This is a genomic window from Streptacidiphilus anmyonensis (assembly GCF_000787855.1).
In the GTDB taxonomy this organism is placed as follows: Bacteria; Actinomycetota; Actinomycetes; order Streptomycetales; family Streptomycetaceae; genus Streptacidiphilus; species Streptacidiphilus anmyonensis.
In genome coordinates this window covers 56,603-75,124 of the sequence record NZ_BBPQ01000017.1, presented here as the reverse complement: position 1 = coordinate 75,124, position 18,522 = coordinate 56,603, and the positions used below count along the sequence as shown (strand labels likewise).

Below are 18,522 nucleotides of genomic sequence, written 5' to 3'. Positions count from 1 at the left end.
CCGTCGGCGGCGGCCAGCGCCCGCTGCACCAACCGCCGCGACCCGGCCGGGTCGCCGAGCGCGTCCGCCGCCTGGGCGCGGGTGAGCAGCGCCTGGACGTCGACCACCGATCCGGGGCCGCGGCGCGGCCCGAGCTCGCCGAGGTCGCGCAGGGCCGTCTCCGGCTGGCCGCAGGCCAGGCGGGCGCGCGCCGAGGCGACGGCCGGTTCCGGCGCCTGCGGGTCCGCGTCGCACAGGGCGTCGATCGCCGCGTCCGGGCGACCCGCCGCCAGGAGCGCCGCCGAGGCGGTGGCGGCCACCCGGTCCGCCAGCCAGGGCGAGCCCGCCCCTTCCGGGACGGCCTTCTCGCCCTCCTGAAGCGCGTGCAGCGCCGCGTCCGGCTCGCCCTTGGCGAGCATCAGGCGGGAGCGGGCGACGGACAGCTCCTGGGTGACCACCGGATCCGCGCGGTCGCCCGCTGCCGCGTCCGCGCGCCGCAGTTCGACGTCGGCCGCCTCGAGCTCGCCGCGGTCGATCGCGACCTCCGCGAGGACCAGTTGTCCGGCCCGGGTTCCGGTGCCGGGCCGGAGCCCGGAGCGTTCAGCCTCGGTCACGGCGGTCCGCGCCCGCGCCTCCGCGCGGGCCAGGCGGCCGTCGAGGACGTCGAGGAGACCGAGCCAGCTGAGCGACTCGTGCCGCAGCTGCGCCGTCCCCGGGACGTCGGGCGCCTCGGCCGCGGCGGCCAGCGCGCGCCGTGCCTCGGCGAACCGGCCGTCCCGCAGCAGGACCGCGCCGAGGTCGCCCATCAGGTGGGCGGAGAGCTCCGGGTGTTCGTCGACCAGCTCCCGGGGCAGCCGCGCCCGCAGCTCGGCCGCCTCGCCGGCGGCGGCCTCGGCCGACTCGGCGGAGCCGTGCAGCCTGGCCGCGAGCACCCGCAGACAGGCGCCGGTGAGACGCAACGCGGTGGTCTGCTCGACGTCGACAGGCTGCGCGGCGTAGGCGGGCTGAACGGCGGCCACGGTGGGCCGCGCCACGTCACCGTCCCGAAGCGCCGCCTCGGCGCGGCGCAGATGTCCGACCGCCTGGTCGGGGTCCTCCCGGGCCAGCGCGAGGGCCGCGCGGACCAGCGCCGGGGCCGGCCCCGGAGTCTCCTGCGGCATGACGGCGAACAGTTGGAACAGCCGCTCGGCGTCGCGGCCCTCCAGCAGCCGCCCGATCGCGAGACTCCGGATGAGCAGCGCCGAGGCGAACTCCCAGTCCTCGGCCTCGGCGGCGTGGGCGAGCGCGGAGACGGTCTGTCCGTGCTCGCCGAGCCAGCGCGCCGCGCGCGCGTGCAGCTCGCGTTCCAGTCCCGGCTGCCAGACGTGCAGGCGGATCCGCACGATCTCGGCGAACAGCGGGTGGTGCCGGTACCAGGAGTGGCCGACCGGGGTGACGAAGGCGTTGGCGCGGTGCAGGTCGGCGAGGATCCTGGCACCGTCCAGGCGTCCGGTGAGCGCGTCCGCCAGGTCCGGGTGGACCTGGTCGAGGATGCAGGTGCGCAGCAGCAGGTCCTGGGTCTCGGCCGGCTGCGTGGTGAAGACCTCGTTGGTGAGGAAGTCGGCGATGGTGCTCTGCCCGGCCTCGAAGTCGCGCAGGCACGCCTCCGCGTCGGGCGCCTCCTGGGCCGCGAGCGCGGCCAGGCGCAGGCCCGCCGCCCAGCCGCCCATCCGCGCGGTGAGGGCGCGGACCGACGCGTCGGGGACGGTGAGCCCGTGCGCCCCGAACAGGGCGACCGCGTCGTCGCCCGAGAAGGCGAGGTCGGCGGCCCGCACCGACGTCAACTCGCCCGAGACGCGGTAGCGGTGCAGCGGCAGCAGCGGCTCGGCGCGGCTGACCAGGACGAGCCTCAGGCCGGAGCCCGCGTGGCGCAGCAGCTCGTGCAGCCCGGCGGCGATCTCCGGTGAGCCGATCCGCTCGTACTCGTCCAGCACCAGCACCACGGGCCGCTCCTGAGCCTGTAGGTGCGCGGCCAGGCGGCCGAGCAGGGCCTCGTCGGCCTCTCCGGCGTCGGCCGGGGCGGTGATGTCCGCGGGCAGCGCCACGCCGTGGTGCTGCAACGCCTGGAGGACGTAGGCCCAGAACAGGCCTGGCTCGTCGTCCGGCCGCTCCAGGGTCAGCCAGGCCGCGCGGCCCGTGCCGCGCTCACTGCGGAACCAGTCGGCGACCAGCAGCGTCTTGCCCGCCCCGGCCGGCCCGGTGACCAGGACCAGCGGCCCCCGCACGCCCTGCGCCAGCCGCCGCACCAGCCCGGGACGGCGCACGTACGTCGCCGGGAGGACGGGAACGGCGAACCGGGCGACCATGATCGGGTCGCCGCTCGGCGAGCTGCTGAAGGGACGGGGCATGGTGCTCACCGCCAGGCTCAGGGCGGACGGACGTCCGCGACCGTTTCACCACGAGTCTCGTCGTGCGCGCACCGCCCTCGAAGGGCCTCATGGGCTCCGCGGCCGGGACCAACGGCCCCAGCCGGAGGAAGGGAACCCGGCTCGCCCGTTCCGGCTCACCCGGTCCCTGGACCATGGTGACATCACCCGTGCCGGAACGCCGGTCGAGCCGGGATTCACCCGGAACGGGTGGTGCGTGCGGCGGCTTGGCGTGCGGAAGTGGAGGCAGCACCCGTTCGCCGAGCGAGGAGAGGGCGATGAACTACCCGCTGCTCAATGTGTTCTTCACGACCATGTGGGTCTTCCTGTGGATCATGTGGTTCTTCCTGCTGTTCCGGGTCTTCGTGGACCTGTTCCGGGACGACTCCGTGAGCGGCTGGGGGAAGGCCGGCTGGTCGGTCTTCGTCCTGTGCCTGCCGTTCCTCGGCGTCTTCGTCTACCTCATCGCACGCGGCAAGGGCATGGGCGAGCGCGACATGATGCGGTCCCAGCAGGCCGAACAGGACTTCCGGGCCTACGTCCAGGAAGCCGCCACCACCTCGGACGCGAAGCCGAGGAGCCAGGCCGAGGAACTCGCCCAGCTCGCGGAGCTGCGACAGCACGGCGACCTCACCGAGGCCGAGTACCAGAGCGCCAAGGACCACGTCCTGGCAGCCTGACGCCCGATACCCGAAAGCCGGGTCGGCGCACCCCCTGGGTGCCCCGACCCGGCTTCGGTTTCTCAGTGGCCCACGGCGACCTTGGCCACCACGATCAGCAGCCCGAGGGCGAGGTTGACCGCGGCCTCGACCGCGATCTGCTGCTTCGACGCCCCGGCCCGGCGGGCCCCGAGCGTCGCCCAGACCACCTGCTGGGTGATCGCGACACCGAGGGCCAACCATGCCTCGTCGGCCTTCCCCAGCCAGGGGCTGACCAGCACCGCCAGGGCCGGCAGGACCGCGGCCTCGACGATGGACCACTCGTGCCGCCCGATCCTGCGGGCCTGCTGCCAGCTGACCGTCTTCCCGGCCTCCCGCTCGCCCGCCACGTGGGCGTAGACGTGGGCGAGCCAGAACACCAGTCCGGTGACGACCAGCAGCACGATGATCGACAGCCGTGCGTGGGGTCCCTTGACGTCGGACGCGGCGATCACGGATGCGGCGAGCAGCGAGCCGTAGACCGCGCCGGCGTAGTCCGTACGGCCCCGGTCCGCACCGGGCACCGACTCCGGCAGGCCGCGGGCGGAGGGGCTTCGGGGCGGTTCGGAGGCTGTCACGGGCGCCCTCCTCTTCCAACGGCCCGGTCTCTTTCCCAGGGTTCGAAGGCCCAGGGTTCGAAGGCCCAGGGTGCGAAAGCCCAGTCCCTTCATGATCGCCTGCCGCGGTGGGCCTCGAATCACCCCGCGCAGGTGAACCGGCCGTCGGCGGCGGCCGGTTCACGGCCGGTTGTGGCCGCTCTCACCCACCCGGGGTGATTCGCGCCGGGGCCGCCCTCCTTACGGTGGCAGCGCGGGCGGTTTCGGACGGAGAGGGCGACGATGACCGACACCCTGACCCTGCCGACGGCGGCCGGACGGCGCGTGCTGATCCCGCTGGCCCTGGCGCAGTTCATCTGCAGCTTCGCCGGGTCCAGCATGAACGTGATGATCAACGACATCAGCACCGACCTGCACACCACCGCGCAGGGCGTCCAGGTCGCCATCACCGTCTTCCTTCTGGTGATGGCCGCGCTGATGATCCCGGGCGGGAAGCTCACCAACCGCTACGGCCGCAAGCGCTGCCTGATGATCGGTCTGACGACCTACGGGATCGGGGCCGTACTCAGCGCCGCCGCTCCCGGGCTCGGTGTGCTGATCCTCGGCAACTCGATCCTGGAGGGCGTCGGCACCGCGCTGCTGATCCCCCCGGTCTACATCCTGACCACATTGCTGTTCACCGGGACCACCAACCGGGCCAGGGCCTTCGGTGCCATCATGGCGCTCGGCGGCATCGGCGCGGCCGCGGGACCGCTCATCGGCGGACTGCTGACCACGGCGATCAGCTGGCGGGCCAACTTCGGCTTCCAGGTCCTGGTCATCGTGGTGATCGTGTTCCTCACCCGGAACTTGAAGGACCCGCTGCCCGCCGACCCGACCCAGTCGTTCGACACCGTCGGCGCGGTCCTGTCGGCGCTGGGGCTGGTGCTGGTGGTGACCGGGATCCTCGCCGCCGACAACAACACCTGGCTGATGATCTCCCTGCTGGTCGCCGGCGCGCTGGTGCTGGGCGGGTTCTTCCGCTGGATCACGTACTGCGAGCGGTCCGGACGAGAGCCGCTGCTGTCCATGGACCTGTTCCGTAACCGCGTCTCCAACCTGGGCATGGTCACGCAGAACATCCAGTGGCTGGTGCTGATGGGCGCGTCGTTCACCGTCGGCGCCTACCTCCAGGTGGTCCGCGGCTACAGCGCCATCGCGACCGGCGGCGTCTTCACCGCCGCCACCCTCGGCCTGCTCGTCTCCTCCCTCGCCGCCGAGCGCCTGGCCAAGCGCTTCGCCCAACGCACCCTGATCGTGGCCGGGTTCGTCGTCACCGTCGCCGGCATCGTGCTGCTGCTCACCCTGGTCCGCGCGTTCAACGACGTCTGGGCGTTCACCCCCGGCCTGCTGCTGGTCGGGCTCGGCCTCGGCGGGATGCTGACGCCCTCGGTGAACGTCGTGCAGTCCAGCTTCCCCGACAGCCAACAGGGCGAGATCTCGGGGCTCTCCCGCAGCGTCTCCAACCTCGGCTCCTCGCTCGGCACGGCCATCGCGGGCACGATCCTGGTCTCCGAACTGACCAAGAACGGCTACGCCGCGGCGATGCTCGCGCTGGCCCTGATCGGCCTGGTCGGCCTCGGCGCGGCCTGGCTGCTGCCGCGCGAGGCCCCGCCCCGTCGGACTGAGCACATCCCGGTCGGCTGAGCACGCCCCGGCCGGCTGAGCACGCCCCGACCGCTGACGGTGCCGACCGCCGCCGGTCGATGGCAGGCTGGGCGGGTCGGGACGCCCGCCGGGCGTCCCTCGGCCGAACGGGAGTCCTCGCGTGCGTTTCGGTGCGGTCCCGCCCTTCGACCCGGAGTTGGGGGCCGTGCTGGCGGCCCTGGGCGTGCCGGAGTCGCTCACCCCGGAGGGGCTGGCGGACTGGCAGGCCCGGGACGCGGCGACACGGCCCCGGCCGACCGTGCGCGAGCTGCGGGCCGACGGGCTGTTCGACGTCGAGGAGTTGCACGTGCCGCGCGTGCCGGGTGGGTCCCGGGTGCCGGGTGCGCCGCGCGTGCCGGGCGTACCGCACGTCGGCGGCGACGGCGCCGGGCTGACGCTCGTGAGCGCGCGGCCCGCCGGGGTCACCGGACCGCTGCCGCTGCTGTACTACCTGCACGGCGGTGGGATGGTCTCCGGCAACGCCTGGTCGGTGCTGCCGCGGGTGCTGCGGGAGTGGGCGCTCCCGCTCGGGCTCGCCGTGCTCTCCGTCGAGTACCGACTCGCGCCCGCGGCCCGGTACCTGGAGCCGGTGGAGGACTGCCTCGCGGGGCTGCTCTGGGCGGCGGGGCACGCGGACGGGCTGGGGCTCGATCCGGAGCGCATCGTGCTCGGCGGCAAGAGCGCGGGCGGCGGACTCGCGGCCGCGCTCGCGCTGCTGACCCGCGACCGCGGCGGGCCGCCCGCGATCGGCCAGCTGCTGCTGAGCCCGATGCTGGACGACCGCAACGACAGCTTCTCCGCCCGCCAGATGGCCGGCGTCGACCCCTGGGACCGCGCCTCGAACGCGACCGCGTGGCAGGCCCTGCTGGGCGAGCGTCACGGCGCGCCCGACGTGTCACCGTACGTCGCCCCGGCCCGCGCCACCGATCTGGCCGGTCTGCCGCCCGCCTACCTCGAGGTCGGCTCGGCCGAGACCTTCAGGGACGAGGTCGTCGCCTACGCCGACGCGCTGTGGCGCGCGGGCGGGGAGGCGGAACTGCACGTGTGGCCCGGCGCCTTCCACGGCTTCGACACCGTCGCCCCGCAGGCGAGCCTCAGTCAGGCCGCCCGCGAGGCCCGGCTCCGCTGGCTGCGGCGGGTCGTCACGCGATGAGCCGGGCCTTGTCAGTGGCGGCGGGTAGCGTCCCTCCCGGAAGCGGCTCACCGACGGGAGGATGAGGACGATGGCGACCTTCACGCTCGTTCCCGGCGCGGACGGCCGCGCCTGGTTCTGGCACCGGCTCGTGCCCGAGCTGCGGGCGCGCGGCCACGACGCGATCACCATGGACCTGCCGGACGAGCCCTCCGCCGGGCTCGACGAGCTCGCCGACGCCGTCGTCGCGGCGGTGACGGCTGCTTTCGAGGAGGGCGGCGAACGCGCCTCCACGCCGCTGGTCCTGGTCGCCCAGTCGCTCGCGGGTTTCTCCGCGCCCCTGGTCTGCGAGCGGCTGCCCGTGCCGGTCTCCGAGCTGGTGCTGCTGAACGCGATGGTCCCGGTCCCCGGGGAGACCGCGGGGCAGTGGTGGGAGAACATCGGCCAGGCCGAGGCCCGGTCCGCGTACGCGGCCGCCACCGGCCGCGGCGCGGTCCCCGCCTTCGACCTGCGCGTCGACTTCTTCCACGACGTCCCCCCGGAGGTGACGCAGGAGGCCCTGTCCGTCGGGGCCTCCGCGCCGCCCGCCGCGCTGTTCGAGCAGCCCTGGCCGCTGAAGGAGTGGCCGGACGTGCCGACCCGCTTCCTCCAGGGGCGCGACGACCGCTTCTTCCCGCTGGAGTTCCAGCGCCGCGTGGTGCGCGAACGCCTCGGGCTGGAGGTCGAGGAGATCCCCGGCGGCCACCTCGCCGCACTCAGCCGCCCCCGTGACCTGGCGGACCACCTGCTGCGCTCCGCCGCCACCCGCTCCTAGGGCCCCGTCAGGGGGCCTGCAGCACGAAGAAGAGGAAGCACAGGAAGCGCGGCTTCGCCGCGAGCTCCTCGGGGAACACCTCGCGCGCGGCGGGGTCGGGTTCGGGCTCGCTGATGCCCGTGATCCGGAAGCCGGCCGCGGTGAAGGCCTCGGACATGGCGTGCAGCGGCCGGTGCCAGATGCTCACCATCCCGCTCTGGCCGCCGAAGCTCCACTCCTCGACCCAGTTGGTGGTGCCGAAGTACGGGTAGTCGGCCTCACGGCCGGCCTGGCGGTGCATCAGGTGCATGGCGAAGGGGTGGTCCACCGAGACGAGCAGCCGACCACCGGGCCTCAGCACGCGCCGCAGTTCGGCGAGCGCCGGCCCCCAGTCCTCCAGGTAGTGCAGCACCAGGGCCGCGACGACGTCGTCGAACGTGTCGTCCGGGTAGGGAAGCGGGCCGCCCAGATCGGCCAGGCGCAGGTCCGCGTCGTCGCCGAGCCGACGCCGGGCCAGCTCCAGCATCCCGGCACTCGCGTCGAAACCGCTCATGAGGGCGCCGCGCTCGCGCAGCGAGGCGAACAGCGGGCCCGAGCCACAGCCGGCGTCGAGGATCCGGCGGCCGGACACGTCTCCCGCCAGGGCCAGCATCGCGGGCCGCTGGTAGTAGCCGTTGACGAGATTGGCTTCGTTCTCGGCCGTGTACCCCTCGGCGAAGCTGTCGTAGACGCTGACCCTCGTCGGCTGTTCGTCAGAAGTCATGGTGCGAGGGACGCGTGCGCGATCATCCGCGGTTCCCGGCCTTGAGGTCGTCGTCCCCCGGTCTCTACCGGTGCGTACGGCGGCACTTGCGCGCCAGGACGAGCCACGCCCCGGCGAGGAAGAGCACGGCGTAGCCGCCGAGCCAGACCCAGCCCTCGACGGCCGAGCCGGCGAAGGTCCGGCCGTAGGAGGCGAGCAGCGGCAGGCCGAGCGGCGAGGAGCCGCGGGCCCAGAGGGCGTCGAGGCCGATGCCGCGTCCCAGCGCCTCGTACGCCCACCGGTTCGTCATCGCCCAGCTCAGGGCCGAGCCGACCGCGCCCATCTGCGGGACCGGCACGAAGGCGCCGGAGAAGAGCACCTGCGGGAAGCAGAGCAGCGGCAGCATCAGCGTGGCCTGGCCGGGGTCGGAGACGGCGGCCGAGGCGAGCAGGCCGAGCGTCAGCGCGGCGGCGGAGGCCAGCAGCGTGGTGACGAACAGGGAGCCGTAGACGCTCGCGGCCGCGCCGGGCAGCCGGTCCGTGACGCGCAGGACGAGCAGCAGCAGCGCGTCGGCGGCGGCGAGGACGGGGAGCAGCAGCGTGATCTTCGAGGCCAGGTAGGGCCCGAGGCGCAGCACGGTGCGGCGCTCGCGGCGCACGATCGGCAGTTCCGTGCAGATCTGCAGGAGCCCGTAGGTGAGGCCGAAGAAGAAGGCGCCGAAGGCGATCCAGAACATGATCATCGCGGAGCTGCCGGGGTTGTCCGAGCCCGGCGTGAAGGCGTGCGGCCGGAAGAGCATCGCGAACATCGCGGCGATCATGACCGGGGATCCCACGACCACGGCGGCGGAGAGGCGGTTGCGGGTGAGGATGGCCGCGGCGCGCTGCGTCAGCAGCCACCACTGGCGCAGCGCGCCGACCGGCGGTGCCGTCGCCGTGACGGGTGTCGTGGACGTCCTCGTGCGGACCGTCGTGGCTTCGGGCGCGTCGGCCACGCTCCGCGGAGCTGACTTCGACGCCGTGGAGGGGGTGGAGGGGATCGGCGCGGTCGCCGGATCGACGCCGTAGACCTCCTCGACGGTCGCGACGCCGAACGCCGCGCAGAGCCCCTCGGGCGGGCCCTGGAACAGCAGTCGCCCGCCCGCGAGGAACGCCACCTCGTCGGCGTGGGCGAGGTCCGAGGGGTTGTGCGTGGTGAGCACGACCGTCGTGCCGGACTCCGCCAACGCCCGCAGCACTCCGAGCAGTCGGGCGCCGGCCGCCGGGTCCAGGCCCGAGGTCGGCTCGTCCAGGAAGAGGGCGCGCGGCCGCGTCAGCAGCTCGACCGCGATGCTGGCCCGCTTGCGCTCGCCGCCCGAGAGCGCCCCGACCCGCCGCCCCGCCAACTCCCCCAGCCCCAGAGCGGCCAGCACCCGCGCGACGGCCGAGGCCACCTCGTCGCGCGAACTCCCGGCCGGCAGGCGCAGCCTGGCCGCGTAACCGAGCGTCCGCGAGAGCGTCAGGTCCAGATGCACGATGTCGTCCTGGGGGACGAAGCCGATCGTGCCGGCCGGGTGCCCGGCAGCCAACTCCTCCAGCAGCGTGGTCTTCCCCGCCCCGCTCGGCCCGGCGACGGCCAGCATCGCCCCCGGCGGCACCTCGACGTCCACGCCGCTCAGCAGCTCCCGGCCGTCCCGCAGCCGGACGGCGAGTCCGCGGGCTTCGATCCGCAGGCCCTCGGCGCCCATACCTTCTCCCCCTGTCGCCGCCCACCGCACCGGTCCACACTGTAGGACAGCGGGAGTCACCGCGAGAACACGGGGGATTTCGTACATGACCACTGAGTTGACACCTGCTCAGTTGGGGTCGGACGCCGGGAGGTTCGCGCGTCTGCGCGCGGACGAGTACGGCTACCTCGACGAGCACGGACACACCTACCTCGACCACACCGGCGCCGGGCTGCCCTCCCGGTCCCAACTCGCCGCCCACGCCGCCCGGATCAGCGGGGACTGCTTCGGCAATCCGCACTCCGACAACCCGACGTCCGCCGCGTCCACCGAGTTGGTCGAGCGGACCCGGGCGCGCGTGCTGCGGCACCTGAACGCGGATCCCGCGGAGTACGCGGCGATCTTCACACCCAACGCGACCGGCGCGTGCCGCCTCGTCGGCGAGGCGTTCCCGTTCCGGCGCGGCAGCCGCTTCGTGCTGCCGCTGGACAACCACAACTCCGTCAACGGCCTGCGCGAGTTCGCCAGGGCGGGCCGCGCGCGCGTCGTCCACGTCCCGTTCACCACACCGGACCTGCGGATCGGCGACGACGCGATGGCCGCCGCGCTGGCGGGCGGATCCGCACGCGCAGGGCGCGGCGCGCCGCTCGGGCGCGCGGGCCTGCTGGCGTACCCGGCGCAGAGCAACTTCACCGGCGTCCGGCACCCGCTGGAGTGGATCGAAGCCGCCCACGCGCACGGCTACGCGGTGCTGCTCGACGCCGCCGCGTACCTGCCGACGGCCGCGCTCGACCTCTCCGAGGTCAAGCCGGACTTCGTCACCGTCAGCTGGTACAAGGTCTTCGGCTATCCCACCGGCGTCGGCTGCCTGGTCGCCCGCCGGGACGCGCTGGAGCTGCTGCGCCGGCCGTGGTTCTCCGGCGGAACCATCCACGTCGTCAGCGCGCAGGGCGGCTGGCACCGGATGGCCGAGGACGAGTCGGCGTTCGAGGACGGCACGCTCAACTTCCTGGCCGTCCCGGACGTGGCCACGGGGCTCGACCACCTCGACGCGATCGGCCTGCCGGCCGTCTCCGCACACGTCACCGGGCTGACCGGCCGCCTCCTCGACGCGCTGCGGGACCTGCGCCACTCGAACGGCGCTCCGCTGGTGCGCGTCTACGGGCCCGAGGACACCGACCGCCGGGGCGGCACGATCGCGCTCAACATCCTCGACCCCGACGGCCACGTCGTCGACGAGCGCGCGGTCGGCCGCGACTCCTCCGCGCGCGGCATCTCGCTGCGCACCGGCTGCTTCTGCAACCCCGGCGCGGGCGAGGAGGCGTTCGCCATCTCCCGCCGCCTGCTGCGCGGCCGCCGCATCGGCCGCATGTCGGGAACCCTCGACGACTACCTCACCCGCCTGGGTCTCCCCTCCGGCGGCGCGGTCCGCGTCTCCCTCGGCGTCCCCTCCTCCCCGGAGGACCTCGCGGTCCTCCTCGGCTTCGTCGAGGACACCTACCGCGACCGCCCCGCCTCCGCCGCAGCCGTCCGCCTCAATCCCCGCCTGCGCTGCTGAGCCCGCTCCGCCCGGTGCAGCGGCGGGGCCACGCTGTGGTCGACTGCAGGATCGATCCCACTACGCTCCAGTTCGTCGAACCAGCGATCCCGCATGGGGACTCGGGGAGGCGTTGTCCGCACCAAGGGCAGAAGTCGATCACCATGCTCGATGCACCACCGTCGTGGACGATCAGCCCGTGCTCCCAGAACTTGGCACTGAATCGGATGAGCGCGTCCGGGCAAGCCTCGTCACACCTGTCCCTCGATGACCCTCTTCCGCCCACGGAGGTCTTCTGACAGATCGGCTCCCCTGGGGATGCTCAGGATCAGCTCTGCTGTCCCCACTGCTTCCCCGGTCAGGACCCGGTGCCGGCACCTGGCGTGCTCGGCGATCCACTCGGCGAGCATCCGGGTCGCCCTGGTGTTGTAGCCGCCCAGGTTGACCACGCCGCCGATGGACACGGCGAGGCCGTAGAGGCTCGGCAGGGGCGGTAGCCCGGCCAGTTCGAGCGCCGCTTCGAGAAGTGCCGCTGCTTCGTCAGCATCCTGACGGTAGGCCCGCTCGCGCTCTACGAGAGAGCCATGCCGGACCTCGGCCTGATCGGCCATGTGTCACCCCGAACCGCTGAATCAGAACCAGTGATTTCGACCCGCGTCGAGCGTAGGAACCGGCCTGAACGGCCAGCAATGAAGTTGCACGCTCTTGCACACCGGTCAGCCGTGGGTCTCGAGGGCGGAGGCGATCAGCGCCCGCGCATCCGCACCATAGACGGCGATCTTGGCCAAGACGCCGAAGGCGCGCAGGTAGGCGCCGATCTCGCTGGGCGCGGTCACATCCAGCCGGGCCGTCAATGTCTCCACGACAACGAGGCCGTCATCAAACCCGTAGAAGGCTTCGAGTGGCCACATCGGCCGTGGTGCGTCGAAGGGGATGATTCCAAGGCTGACGTTGGGCAGTCCCATCACTGCGAGCAGGTAACCGAGCTGGCCCGCCATCACCGATGGATCGCCGATCCTGTAGCGGAGAACCGTCTCCTCGAGCAGGAGCGCGAATCTGTGGTCACCCTCCTGGATGACCCGGAATCGCTCAAGGCGCGTGGCGGCTGCCGCCTCGGAGTCGTTGGGATTGCCCTGGAACTGGGCGATGGTCGAGAGGAGAGCCGACGCGTACGCCTGCGTCTGGAGCATCCCCGGAACCACGTTGGAACAGTAGACGCGGAACGCGCGGGTGCGGTCGTAGAGGGGGAGGACCTCCTCCTGTGACCTGCGCATCCCATGGCGCTGCAACCTCCGCCAGCGCACGTACATCTGGTCGGCCTGGCGGTTGGCCGCGACCAGATCCTCGGCTTCGCCGAGGGCATCGCAGGCCCGACACCATGCACGAACGTCGTCGTCCGTGGGCGCGGTCCTGGCGCTCTCGATCCGGGAGGACTTGGACGCACTCCATCCGCACCGCTCCGCGATGTCAGCGCCTTTGAGCCCTGCGTCCAGACGCAGGTCACGCAGCCTGGCCGCGAGGGCTTCCCGGGCGGCCTGCGCACTGGACGAGGATGCAACGGACATGAGGCGAGTTCTTCGTATCGCTCAGACAGCGAACTTCTCGTGTGGGGTGGCCAACTCCCACACGGATCCAAAGGCCGTGTGCGCCAGGTCGACCGCTCCCCGATCCGTCCTGTACTCGGTGTCCACCCAGTCACCCCTGCCGTCAAAGATGTTGAAGAGAACGGCGGTCTGGTCGAACAACCAGAAGTCGTTTCCGGGGAGAGCGAGTGAGGACGTGCGGGCACGAGGCAGCCAGCGCACCTGTTCGCCGGCATGGATGTTGATCCATGTCCCGGCGTGGAGCCAACTGACGTACTCGCTGACCGGCTCGGAGACGATGCGAGCCCGACGAACGGAGACGCCACGGGACACCGTGCGCCGAATCAAATCAACCCAAGGCGTCCAGTACTCCGAGGTCGGGTCGCAGTCACGCTCCCCGGTCGCCTTCCACCGCTCGAAGTCTTCGGCCTCGTCGGCCACGGCGTAGGAGTCGCGCATCTCCAGGTGCACCGCTGCGTGCTCGGCAGACATCAGCAGCTCAGTGAAGGTCGGAGCCTTCTGCGGCATCGCACGCCTTCCTGAGCGTCGGGATCATGCGGAACGGGATGCGGATCACCTGTTCGTGCTCAGGGATGCCCAGAGCGTGTCCCGGAGCAGTGCTGGTCGAGCACTCTGCTTCCAGCTCGGCGCTGGGCTTCCACCCCTGGAGCACCAGTTCTTCCTTTCCGCAGTCCAACCACACGGTCGGAGAACCCTGCTGCTGCGTGTCCGGGTCAATGCCCATGAACTCCAGGGCCATTGCTGCCTCCAACGGGTAGCGGCTTGCGGCATCTTGCAGGACGATCCTCTGCTCTCGCACAGAGCGTCAAGGGCGCACGGATGCTTCCCGACCAGCCTTCAACGAGCAATGCGCCCACCGCCGTAGCCCGCTTTGGAATACGGTGCTCATAGCCGAAGCCTCACGCCGGGTGTCCCCCGACGCGAGCCCGATGCGCCGGGCAGGCCCGGGCGGGCCGGGCGGGCCTGTGCGGCCGGCCGACAGTGCCCCGCTGGTGACGCCGTGTCGGTTTCGTAAGTGTCCGTTCCCTGCGCATCCGCGTTCGAGGCGCGTAGGGTGGTTCGGGGATGCACCGTACGCGCACGGCGCGACGGGGACGGGGACGGAGAACGGGGGCTCCGAGATGGGGCGACAGGCCGCCTGGCCGGGAGACGACGGAACACGGGCGCCTTCGGCCGCCCTCGAACTGGACCGGCCGCACCCGGCGCGGATCTACAACTACCTGATCGGCGGGAAGGACCACTTCGCCGTCGACCGCGAGGCCGCCCACGCGCTGCAGCGTCTGGTGCCGGAGAGCCGGGACGCGATGCGGCTCAACCGGGCGTTCCTCGCCCGTGCCGTCCGCGGTGCGGCCGAAGCCGGGATCTCCCGGTTCCTGGACGTCGGCACCGGCATTCCGGCGCCGGACAACACCCACGAGATCGCCCTGGAGGTCCGCCCGGACGCGCGCGTGGTCTACGTCGACCGCGACCCGCTGGTGGTCACCCACGCCCGTGCGCTCGCCGCCCACCCCGGCGTGCCCGCCACGGCGGTCCTCCAGGCGGACCTGCGCGACCCGGACGCGATCCTCGCCGCGGCACCGGTCGCGGAGCTGACGGGCGAGGGCGAGCCGGTGGCCCTGGTGCTCGGCGCGGTCCTGCACTTCCTCCAGGACGCGGACGAACCGCACGCCGCCGTGCGCCGCCTCCTGGAGCCGCTGGCGCCGGGCAGCAGGCTGATCGTCAGCCACGTGTGCCACGACTCACGGTGGGTCGACGACGAGGACCGCGAGCGGGCCGTCGAGGTCACCGCCCTCTACCGGGAGACGGTGGACCGGCTCGCCCCGCGCGCCTCGAAGGACATCGAGATGTTCTTCGACGGCCTGGAGCTGCTCCGGCCCGGCCTGGTCCCGTGCGCGGCCTGGGGCGCTGACGCGTCGGTCGGCGAGCTGCGCGCCACGCGCGGCTTCCTGGGCGGGGTCGCCGTCAAGCGTTGACCCGTCAGATCCCGGAGGCCAGCACGGACGCCGACGCTTGCGCCGACGCTTGTGCCGACGCCGACACCGACATCACGAGCAGCACGATCACCAGCAGGGCGACGTAGGCGACGGAGTGGATCCGGTCCGGCACGCGGCCGGTGACGCGCCGCAGCAGGGCGATGGTGGGCAGTGAGCCGAGCAGCAGCGCGGCCCCCGCGCCGAGGTCGACGTAGCCGAGGCGGCCGGCGGCCCCGCCGACGGCAGGATGGGCCGGGGCGGCGACGGCGTAGACCAGGGTCGCGGCCGCCGCGACCGGGACGCTGAGCGGGTTGGCCATAGCGGTGGCCTCGGCCATGGGCAGGCCGCGGCGCCGCAGCAGCGGGACCGTCATGACACTGCCGCCGACGCCGAGTCCGGCCGCGACGAGGCCGATGCCGGTCCCGCCGAAGGTGACCGTGCCACGGCCCAGCGGCCTCGGCCGCTCCGGCTCGGCGACAGCGACGAAGCCCTTGCGCAGCAGCGCGTCGGCGATGGTCACCAACAGATAGGCCGCGAACAGCAGGCGCAGCTGCGTGGCCCCGATCAGGGTCGCCGCGAACGCGCCCACGGCTGCGCCGATCGCGACGAAGCCCGCCAGCGGCCAGAGGTAGGCGCGGCGCAGCCGTCCCTGCCGCCACTGGGCCAGCGATGCGGCGGCGGCGTTGACGACCATGACGGCCGCCGAGGTCGCCACCGCGACGTGCATCGCGTCCGCGTCCGTGCCCGGGCGGGCGTCGAGGCTCAGCACGCCGTAGACGACGGGGACGGTGACGAAGCCGCCGCCGAAGCCGAACAGCACCGTCGTGACGCCGGTGAGGCAGCCGAAGAGGAGGAGGGTGAGGAGCGAGGAGTCGATCACTGCTCCGACGCTAGGGAGCGGCGCCGGTGTCGGGCAATCGAAGATCGGTCACCTTCCTACGCGCAGCAGACAGGACCGCTCGGCGGCCCGTACGCTCGCCGGGTGCGCAACATCCCGATCGCGGAGGTCGACGACCTCGACCGGCCCGTGGTGGCCATCGGCACCGACTACCCGCCGGACCACCTGCTGCCCCGGCACGCACACCGTCGCGCTCAGGTCCTGTACGCGGCGACGGGCCTGATGCACGTCGAGACCGCGGACGGCAGCTGGACGGTGCCGACGGCGCGAGCCGTGCTGATCCCGCCGACGGTCGGGCACCAGGTCGCGATGACGGGCGTCAGCACCCGCAGCCTCTACATCGAACCGGCCGCCGTGCCGTGGTTCCCCGACCGCTGCCAGGTGGTCGACGTGTCGCCACTGCTGCGGGCGCTCATCCTGGCGGCCGTGGAGATGGAACCGCGCTACGCCGAGCACAGCCGGGACGCGGCGGTCGCCGCGCTGATCCTGCACGAGCTGCGGAGCCTCACGCCGCTGCCGCTGGACGTGCCGCTGCCGTCCGATCCACGGCTGCGCCCCCTGTGCGAGGCGTTCCTGCGGCGGCCGCACGTCCACGACGCTCCGGCGCGCTGGTGCGCGGAGCTCAACGTCAGCGAGCGCACGCTCGCGCGCCTCTTCCAGCGCGGCACCGGCCTCAGCTTCTCGCAGTGGCGGCAGCGGGCCTGCATCCTGCACTCGCTCCAGCACCTCGCCGCGGGCGTGCCCGTCGCCCGGATCGCCGCGCTGCTCGGGTACGACAACCCGGCCGCCTACACGGCCGCCTTCGGCAGGCTGCTCGGCCGCCCGCCCACGGCCTACCGGACCCCGGGCGGGGCGGCATAGCCGTGTGGGGCCGGACCTCCTCGTCCGACCCCACACGGTGATGGCACGTCAGGCCTGCCAGGCGCGTCAGGCGCCCGGCGGCACCGGCGGGTTGCCCTGCCCGCCGCCCTTCGGGCCGCCGGGAGGGGGCCCGTACTGGGTCGGGCGGTAGGCCATGGCCTCCTGAGTCGGCGTGGGCTGCTGGATCGGCCCCGCCTGCGGCGGAACCGGCGGCGGGGAGTAGCCCGGCGCGGGCTGCCCGCCCTGGCCGGGCTGCTGCACCGGGCCCGGCGGCTGAACCGGGCTCGGCACGATCCCGCCGGGCTGCTGCACCGGGCCCGGCTGATGCGGGGCCTGCTGATGTGGGGCCTGCTGATACGGCATCGGCTGCGCGGGGTAGCCCGGCTGGGCCGGCGGAGGGGCGTAGCCCGGTGCGGGCTGCTGCGGGTAGGCGTGGACCGGGCCGGGCTGCGGGTAGGGCTGCTGTCCCGGCACGGACATCGGGCCCTGACCCGGCATCGGGGCCTGAGCCGGCATCGGACCCGCGCCCACCGGAGTCGCGCCCGCCTGCGCCCCGGTCCGCGAGGACACGAGGATGGCCACCAGCGTGCCGACGGCGATGAGAAGCTCGATGATCATGATCAGGTAGAACCAGAGGTTGTGCCCCAGGGTGAAGGCATGACGCCCGTCGGAGGTCCGCAGCGCGTCCAGCAGCGAGGTGGCCACCGGGTAGCCGACCAGGCCCATGGTCGCCCCGATCGCTGCCCGGCCCCACGTGCGCCCGCCCTGGGAGCCGATGATTCCCGCGCCCAGCACCGCGCAGATCGCGACGTCACCGGCCGTGAACTGGGTCGGGGCGTCGATCCAGTGGTCCCCGAGCCCGAACAGGTTGAGCAGCGCGTCCAGGTGGCCCGGCGCGTCGACCAGCGTGAGCAGCAGGAGCAGAGCCTCCATCAGGAGCATCGCCCCGGCGCCGACCAGGGCGACCGCGGCCCCCGCGCCACCGGCTCGGTCGGCTCCGCCCCGCGGCGGCTGCGGTCCCGGCACCGGACCGGGTGGGTTGAACGACATCGGCGACTTCCCCTTCCGTGCGCACGCCCCCGCGCGCGCCACCGGTCGAGGGTATCGGGGTGAACGGCCGTGGGCCGCACACCCCCGGCGCATCGAGGGCCAGTGCTCAGGCCGAGTTGGCAGCCGACCCGCCGCCCGCCGACCCGCCGCCCTCCTACCCGCCGCCCGCCGACGCCCACGCTGCGGCGAGGACTTCGCGCAGCATGGCGGGGGTGAGCCTGCCGGTGAAGGTGTTCTGCTGGCTGACGTGGTAGCAGCCGAACAACGTCAACGCCCGCCCTTCGCCCGCGGGTTCGAGCACGGCGCGGGCCCCGTGGCCGAACACGGGACGCGGGCGCGGCACGATCCAGCCGGACGCGTCCAGCACCGGCAGAACGGCCTGCCAGCCGAAGGCGCCGAGGGCGACGACCGCGCGCACCGTCGGTCGGAGCAGGGCGAGTTCGCGCATCAGCCAGGGGCGGCAGGTGTCGCGTTCGCCCGTCGTGGGCCGGTTGTCGGGCGGGGCGCAGTGCACGGGGGCGGTGAATCGAACACCGTGCAGGCGCAGTCCGTCGTCGCGGCTGACGGAGGTGGGCTGGGAGGCCAGGCCGAGCTCGTGCAGGGCGGCCACCAGGACGTCGCCCGAGCGGTCGCCGGTGAACATGCGGCCGGTGCGGTTGCCGCCGTGCGCGGCCGGAGCCAGGCCCACCAGCAGCAGTGACGCGTCGGCCGGTCCGAAGCCCGGCACGGCTCGGGCCCAGTAGTCGTCGGCGGCGAAGGACCGTCGCCGGACCCGGCCCACCTCCTCGCGCCAGTCGACCAGGCGCGGGCAGGCGTAGCAGCGGCTCACGGCAGCGTCGAGCCCCGCGAGGTCCCGCGCCTTCGGCGCCTCCTCGCGGGGCTCGGTCACCCGGTCCGGCAGG

The 18,522-nt window shown here is 73.3% G+C and carries 19 protein-coding genes; 7 read left to right on the top strand and 12 right to left on the bottom strand.

What is annotated here, in order from left to right; all coding sequences use genetic code 11:
• Positions 1 to 2,366, bottom strand: a 2,366-nt coding sequence (locus tag TR50_RS17830; RefSeq protein WP_042422106.1) for a winged helix-turn-helix domain-containing protein, incomplete at its 3' end; no start/stop codon positions are given.
• Between the two features lie 296 nt (positions 2,367 to 2,662).
• On the opposite strand from TR50_RS17830, the gene TR50_RS17825 reads away from it, so the two are divergent.
• On the top strand, positions 2,663 to 3,064 hold the full coding sequence (locus TR50_RS17825; protein WP_042421999.1) for an SHOCT domain-containing protein: 402 nt from the start codon (positions 2,663 to 2,665) through the stop codon (positions 3,062 to 3,064).
• Positions 3,065 to 3,126: 62 nt separating this feature from the next.
• Here TR50_RS17825 and TR50_RS17820 read toward each other — a convergent pair whose 3' ends face one another.
• Positions 3,127 to 3,660, bottom strand: a complete 534-nt coding sequence (locus TR50_RS17820; RefSeq protein ID WP_236654460.1) for a hypothetical protein — start codon at positions 3,658 to 3,660, stop codon at positions 3,127 to 3,129.
• Between the two features lie 261 nt (positions 3,661 to 3,921).
• On the opposite strand from TR50_RS17820, the gene TR50_RS17815 reads away from it, so the two are divergent.
• The 3 genes from TR50_RS17815 (at position 3,922) to TR50_RS17805 (ending at position 7,271) form a co-directional block, all read left to right on the top strand.
• Positions 3,922 to 5,325, top strand: coding sequence for an MFS transporter (locus TR50_RS17815; RefSeq protein ID WP_042421996.1), 1,404 nt, complete (start codon positions 3,922 to 3,924; stop codon positions 5,323 to 5,325).
• A gap of 121 nt (positions 5,326 to 5,446) precedes the next feature.
• Positions 5,447 to 6,478 carry an alpha/beta hydrolase gene (locus TR50_RS17810; protein ID WP_042421993.1) on the top strand — a complete coding sequence of 344 codons (1,032 nt, stop codon included), beginning with the start codon at positions 5,447 to 5,449 and terminating at the stop codon, positions 6,476 to 6,478.
• Between the two features lie 70 nt (positions 6,479 to 6,548).
• The gene (locus tag TR50_RS17805) at positions 6,549 to 7,271 is read left to right on the top strand and encodes an alpha/beta fold hydrolase (RefSeq protein ID WP_042421991.1); all 723 of its coding nucleotides are present in this window, start codon (positions 6,549 to 6,551) and stop codon (positions 7,269 to 7,271) included.
• Positions 7,272 to 7,278: 7 nt separating this feature from the next.
• Here the strand turns inward: TR50_RS17805 and TR50_RS17800 are convergent, their stop codons facing one another.
• Together TR50_RS17800 and TR50_RS17795 are read right to left on the bottom strand one after the other, a co-directional pair.
• The gene (locus TR50_RS17800) at positions 7,279 to 8,013 is read right to left on the bottom strand and encodes a class I SAM-dependent methyltransferase (protein ID WP_042421988.1); all 735 of its coding nucleotides are present in this window, start codon (positions 8,011 to 8,013) and stop codon (positions 7,279 to 7,281) included.
• Between the two features lie 64 nt (positions 8,014 to 8,077).
• Entirely contained in the window at positions 8,078 to 9,718 is a 1,641-nt protein-coding gene (locus tag TR50_RS17795) for an ABC transporter permease (RefSeq protein WP_042421986.1), read from the bottom strand.
• An 85-nt stretch (positions 9,719 to 9,803) separates the two neighbouring features.
• Between TR50_RS17795 and TR50_RS17790 the strand changes: the two genes are divergently transcribed.
• Positions 9,804 to 11,255 (top strand): aminotransferase class V-fold PLP-dependent enzyme, encoded by a 1,452-nt coding sequence (locus TR50_RS17790; protein ID WP_042421984.1) that lies wholly within the window; start codon positions 9,804 to 9,806, stop codon positions 11,253 to 11,255.
• Here the strand turns inward: TR50_RS17790 and TR50_RS50385 are convergent.
• From TR50_RS50385 to TR50_RS17770, 5 genes are all read right to left on the bottom strand, one after another.
• Positions 11,233 to 11,520 (bottom strand): DUF6980 family protein, encoded by a 288-nt coding sequence (locus tag TR50_RS50385; RefSeq protein ID WP_439654229.1) that lies wholly within the window; start codon positions 11,518 to 11,520, stop codon positions 11,233 to 11,235. The genes TR50_RS17790 and TR50_RS50385 overlap by 23 nt on opposite strands.
• Entirely contained in the window at positions 11,486 to 11,845 is a 360-nt protein-coding gene (locus TR50_RS17785; protein WP_042421982.1) for a hypothetical protein, read from the bottom strand. The genes TR50_RS50385 and TR50_RS17785 overlap by 35 nt, the downstream gene beginning before the upstream one ends.
• A gap of 105 nt (positions 11,846 to 11,950) precedes the next feature.
• Positions 11,951 to 12,799: a helix-turn-helix domain-containing protein gene (locus TR50_RS17780; RefSeq protein ID WP_042421980.1), complete on the bottom strand. Its 849-nt coding sequence runs from the start codon at positions 12,797 to 12,799 to the stop codon at positions 11,951 to 11,953.
• A 21-nt stretch (positions 12,800 to 12,820) separates the two neighbouring features.
• Positions 12,821 to 13,345: a DUF6879 family protein gene (locus TR50_RS17775; protein ID WP_042421978.1), complete on the bottom strand. Its 525-nt coding sequence runs from the start codon at positions 13,343 to 13,345 to the stop codon at positions 12,821 to 12,823.
• Positions 13,317 to 13,577 carry a hypothetical protein gene (locus TR50_RS17770; protein WP_042421975.1) on the bottom strand — a complete coding sequence of 87 codons (261 nt, stop codon included), beginning with the start codon at positions 13,575 to 13,577 and terminating at the stop codon, positions 13,317 to 13,319. The genes TR50_RS17775 and TR50_RS17770 overlap by 29 nt, the downstream gene beginning before the upstream one ends.
• 382 nt (positions 13,578 to 13,959) lie before the next feature.
• On the opposite strand from TR50_RS17770, the gene TR50_RS17765 reads away from it, so the two are divergent.
• Positions 13,960 to 14,811, top strand: a complete 852-nt coding sequence (locus TR50_RS17765; protein ID WP_042421973.1) for an SAM-dependent methyltransferase — start codon at positions 13,960 to 13,962, stop codon at positions 14,809 to 14,811.
• A gap of 4 nt (positions 14,812 to 14,815) precedes the next feature.
• Here TR50_RS17765 and TR50_RS17760 read toward each other — a convergent pair whose 3' ends face one another.
• Entirely contained in the window at positions 14,816 to 15,688 is an 873-nt protein-coding gene (locus TR50_RS17760; protein ID WP_042422102.1) for a sulfite exporter TauE/SafE family protein, read from the bottom strand.
• Between the two features lie 105 nt (positions 15,689 to 15,793).
• Between TR50_RS17760 and TR50_RS17755 the strand changes: the two genes are divergently transcribed.
• Positions 15,794 to 16,570 carry an AraC family transcriptional regulator gene (locus TR50_RS17755; protein ID WP_042421967.1) on the top strand — a complete coding sequence of 259 codons (777 nt, stop codon included), beginning with the start codon at positions 15,794 to 15,796 and terminating at the stop codon, positions 16,568 to 16,570.
• A gap of 66 nt (positions 16,571 to 16,636) precedes the next feature.
• On the opposite strand, the gene TR50_RS17750 is transcribed toward TR50_RS17755, so the two are convergent.
• Entirely contained in the window at positions 16,637 to 17,620 is a 984-nt protein-coding gene (locus TR50_RS17750; protein ID WP_042421965.1) for a hypothetical protein, read from the bottom strand.
• Between the two features lie 154 nt (positions 17,621 to 17,774).
• Positions 17,775 to 18,521, bottom strand: coding sequence for a uracil-DNA glycosylase (locus TR50_RS17745; protein ID WP_304941204.1), 747 nt, complete (start codon positions 18,519 to 18,521; stop codon positions 17,775 to 17,777).
• Position 18,522 lies beyond the last annotated feature (1 nt).

What these genes read in the sequence shown, in the direction of transcription:
- TR50_RS17825 (WP_042421999.1), top strand. Translation starts at nt 2,663, where the DNA reads ATGAACTACCCGCTGCTCAATGTGTTCTTCACGACCATGTGGGTCTTC.
- TR50_RS17815 (WP_042421996.1), top strand. Translation starts at nt 3,922, where the DNA reads ATGACCGACACCCTGACCCTGCCGACGGCGGCCGGACGGCGCGTGCTG.
- TR50_RS17805 (WP_042421991.1), top strand. Translation starts at nt 6,549, where the DNA reads ATGGCGACCTTCACGCTCGTTCCCGGCGCGGACGGCCGCGCCTGGTTC.
- TR50_RS17800 (WP_042421988.1), bottom strand. Translation starts at nt 8,013, where the DNA reads ATGACTTCTGACGAACAGCCGACGAGGGTCAGCGTCTACGACAGCTTC.
- TR50_RS17795 (WP_042421986.1), bottom strand. Translation starts at nt 9,718, where the DNA reads ATGGGCGCCGAGGGCCTGCGGATCGAAGCCCGCGGACTCGCCGTCCGG.
- TR50_RS17790 (WP_042421984.1), top strand. Translation starts at nt 9,804, where the DNA reads ATGACCACTGAGTTGACACCTGCTCAGTTGGGGTCGGACGCCGGGAGG.
- TR50_RS17785 (WP_042421982.1), bottom strand. Translation starts at nt 11,845, where the DNA reads ATGGCCGATCAGGCCGAGGTCCGGCATGGCTCTCTCGTAGAGCGCGAG.
- TR50_RS17780 (WP_042421980.1), bottom strand. Translation starts at nt 12,799, where the DNA reads ATGTCCGTTGCATCCTCGTCCAGTGCGCAGGCCGCCCGGGAAGCCCTC.
- TR50_RS17775 (WP_042421978.1), bottom strand. Translation starts at nt 13,345, where the DNA reads ATGCCGCAGAAGGCTCCGACCTTCACTGAGCTGCTGATGTCTGCCGAG.
- TR50_RS17770 (WP_042421975.1), bottom strand. Translation starts at nt 13,577, where the DNA reads ATGGCCCTGGAGTTCATGGGCATTGACCCGGACACGCAGCAGCAGGGT.
- TR50_RS17765 (WP_042421973.1), top strand. Translation starts at nt 13,960, where the DNA reads ATGGGGCGACAGGCCGCCTGGCCGGGAGACGACGGAACACGGGCGCCT.
- TR50_RS17750 (WP_042421965.1), bottom strand. Translation starts at nt 17,620, where the DNA reads ATGTCGTTCAACCCACCCGGTCCGGTGCCGGGACCGCAGCCGCCGCGG.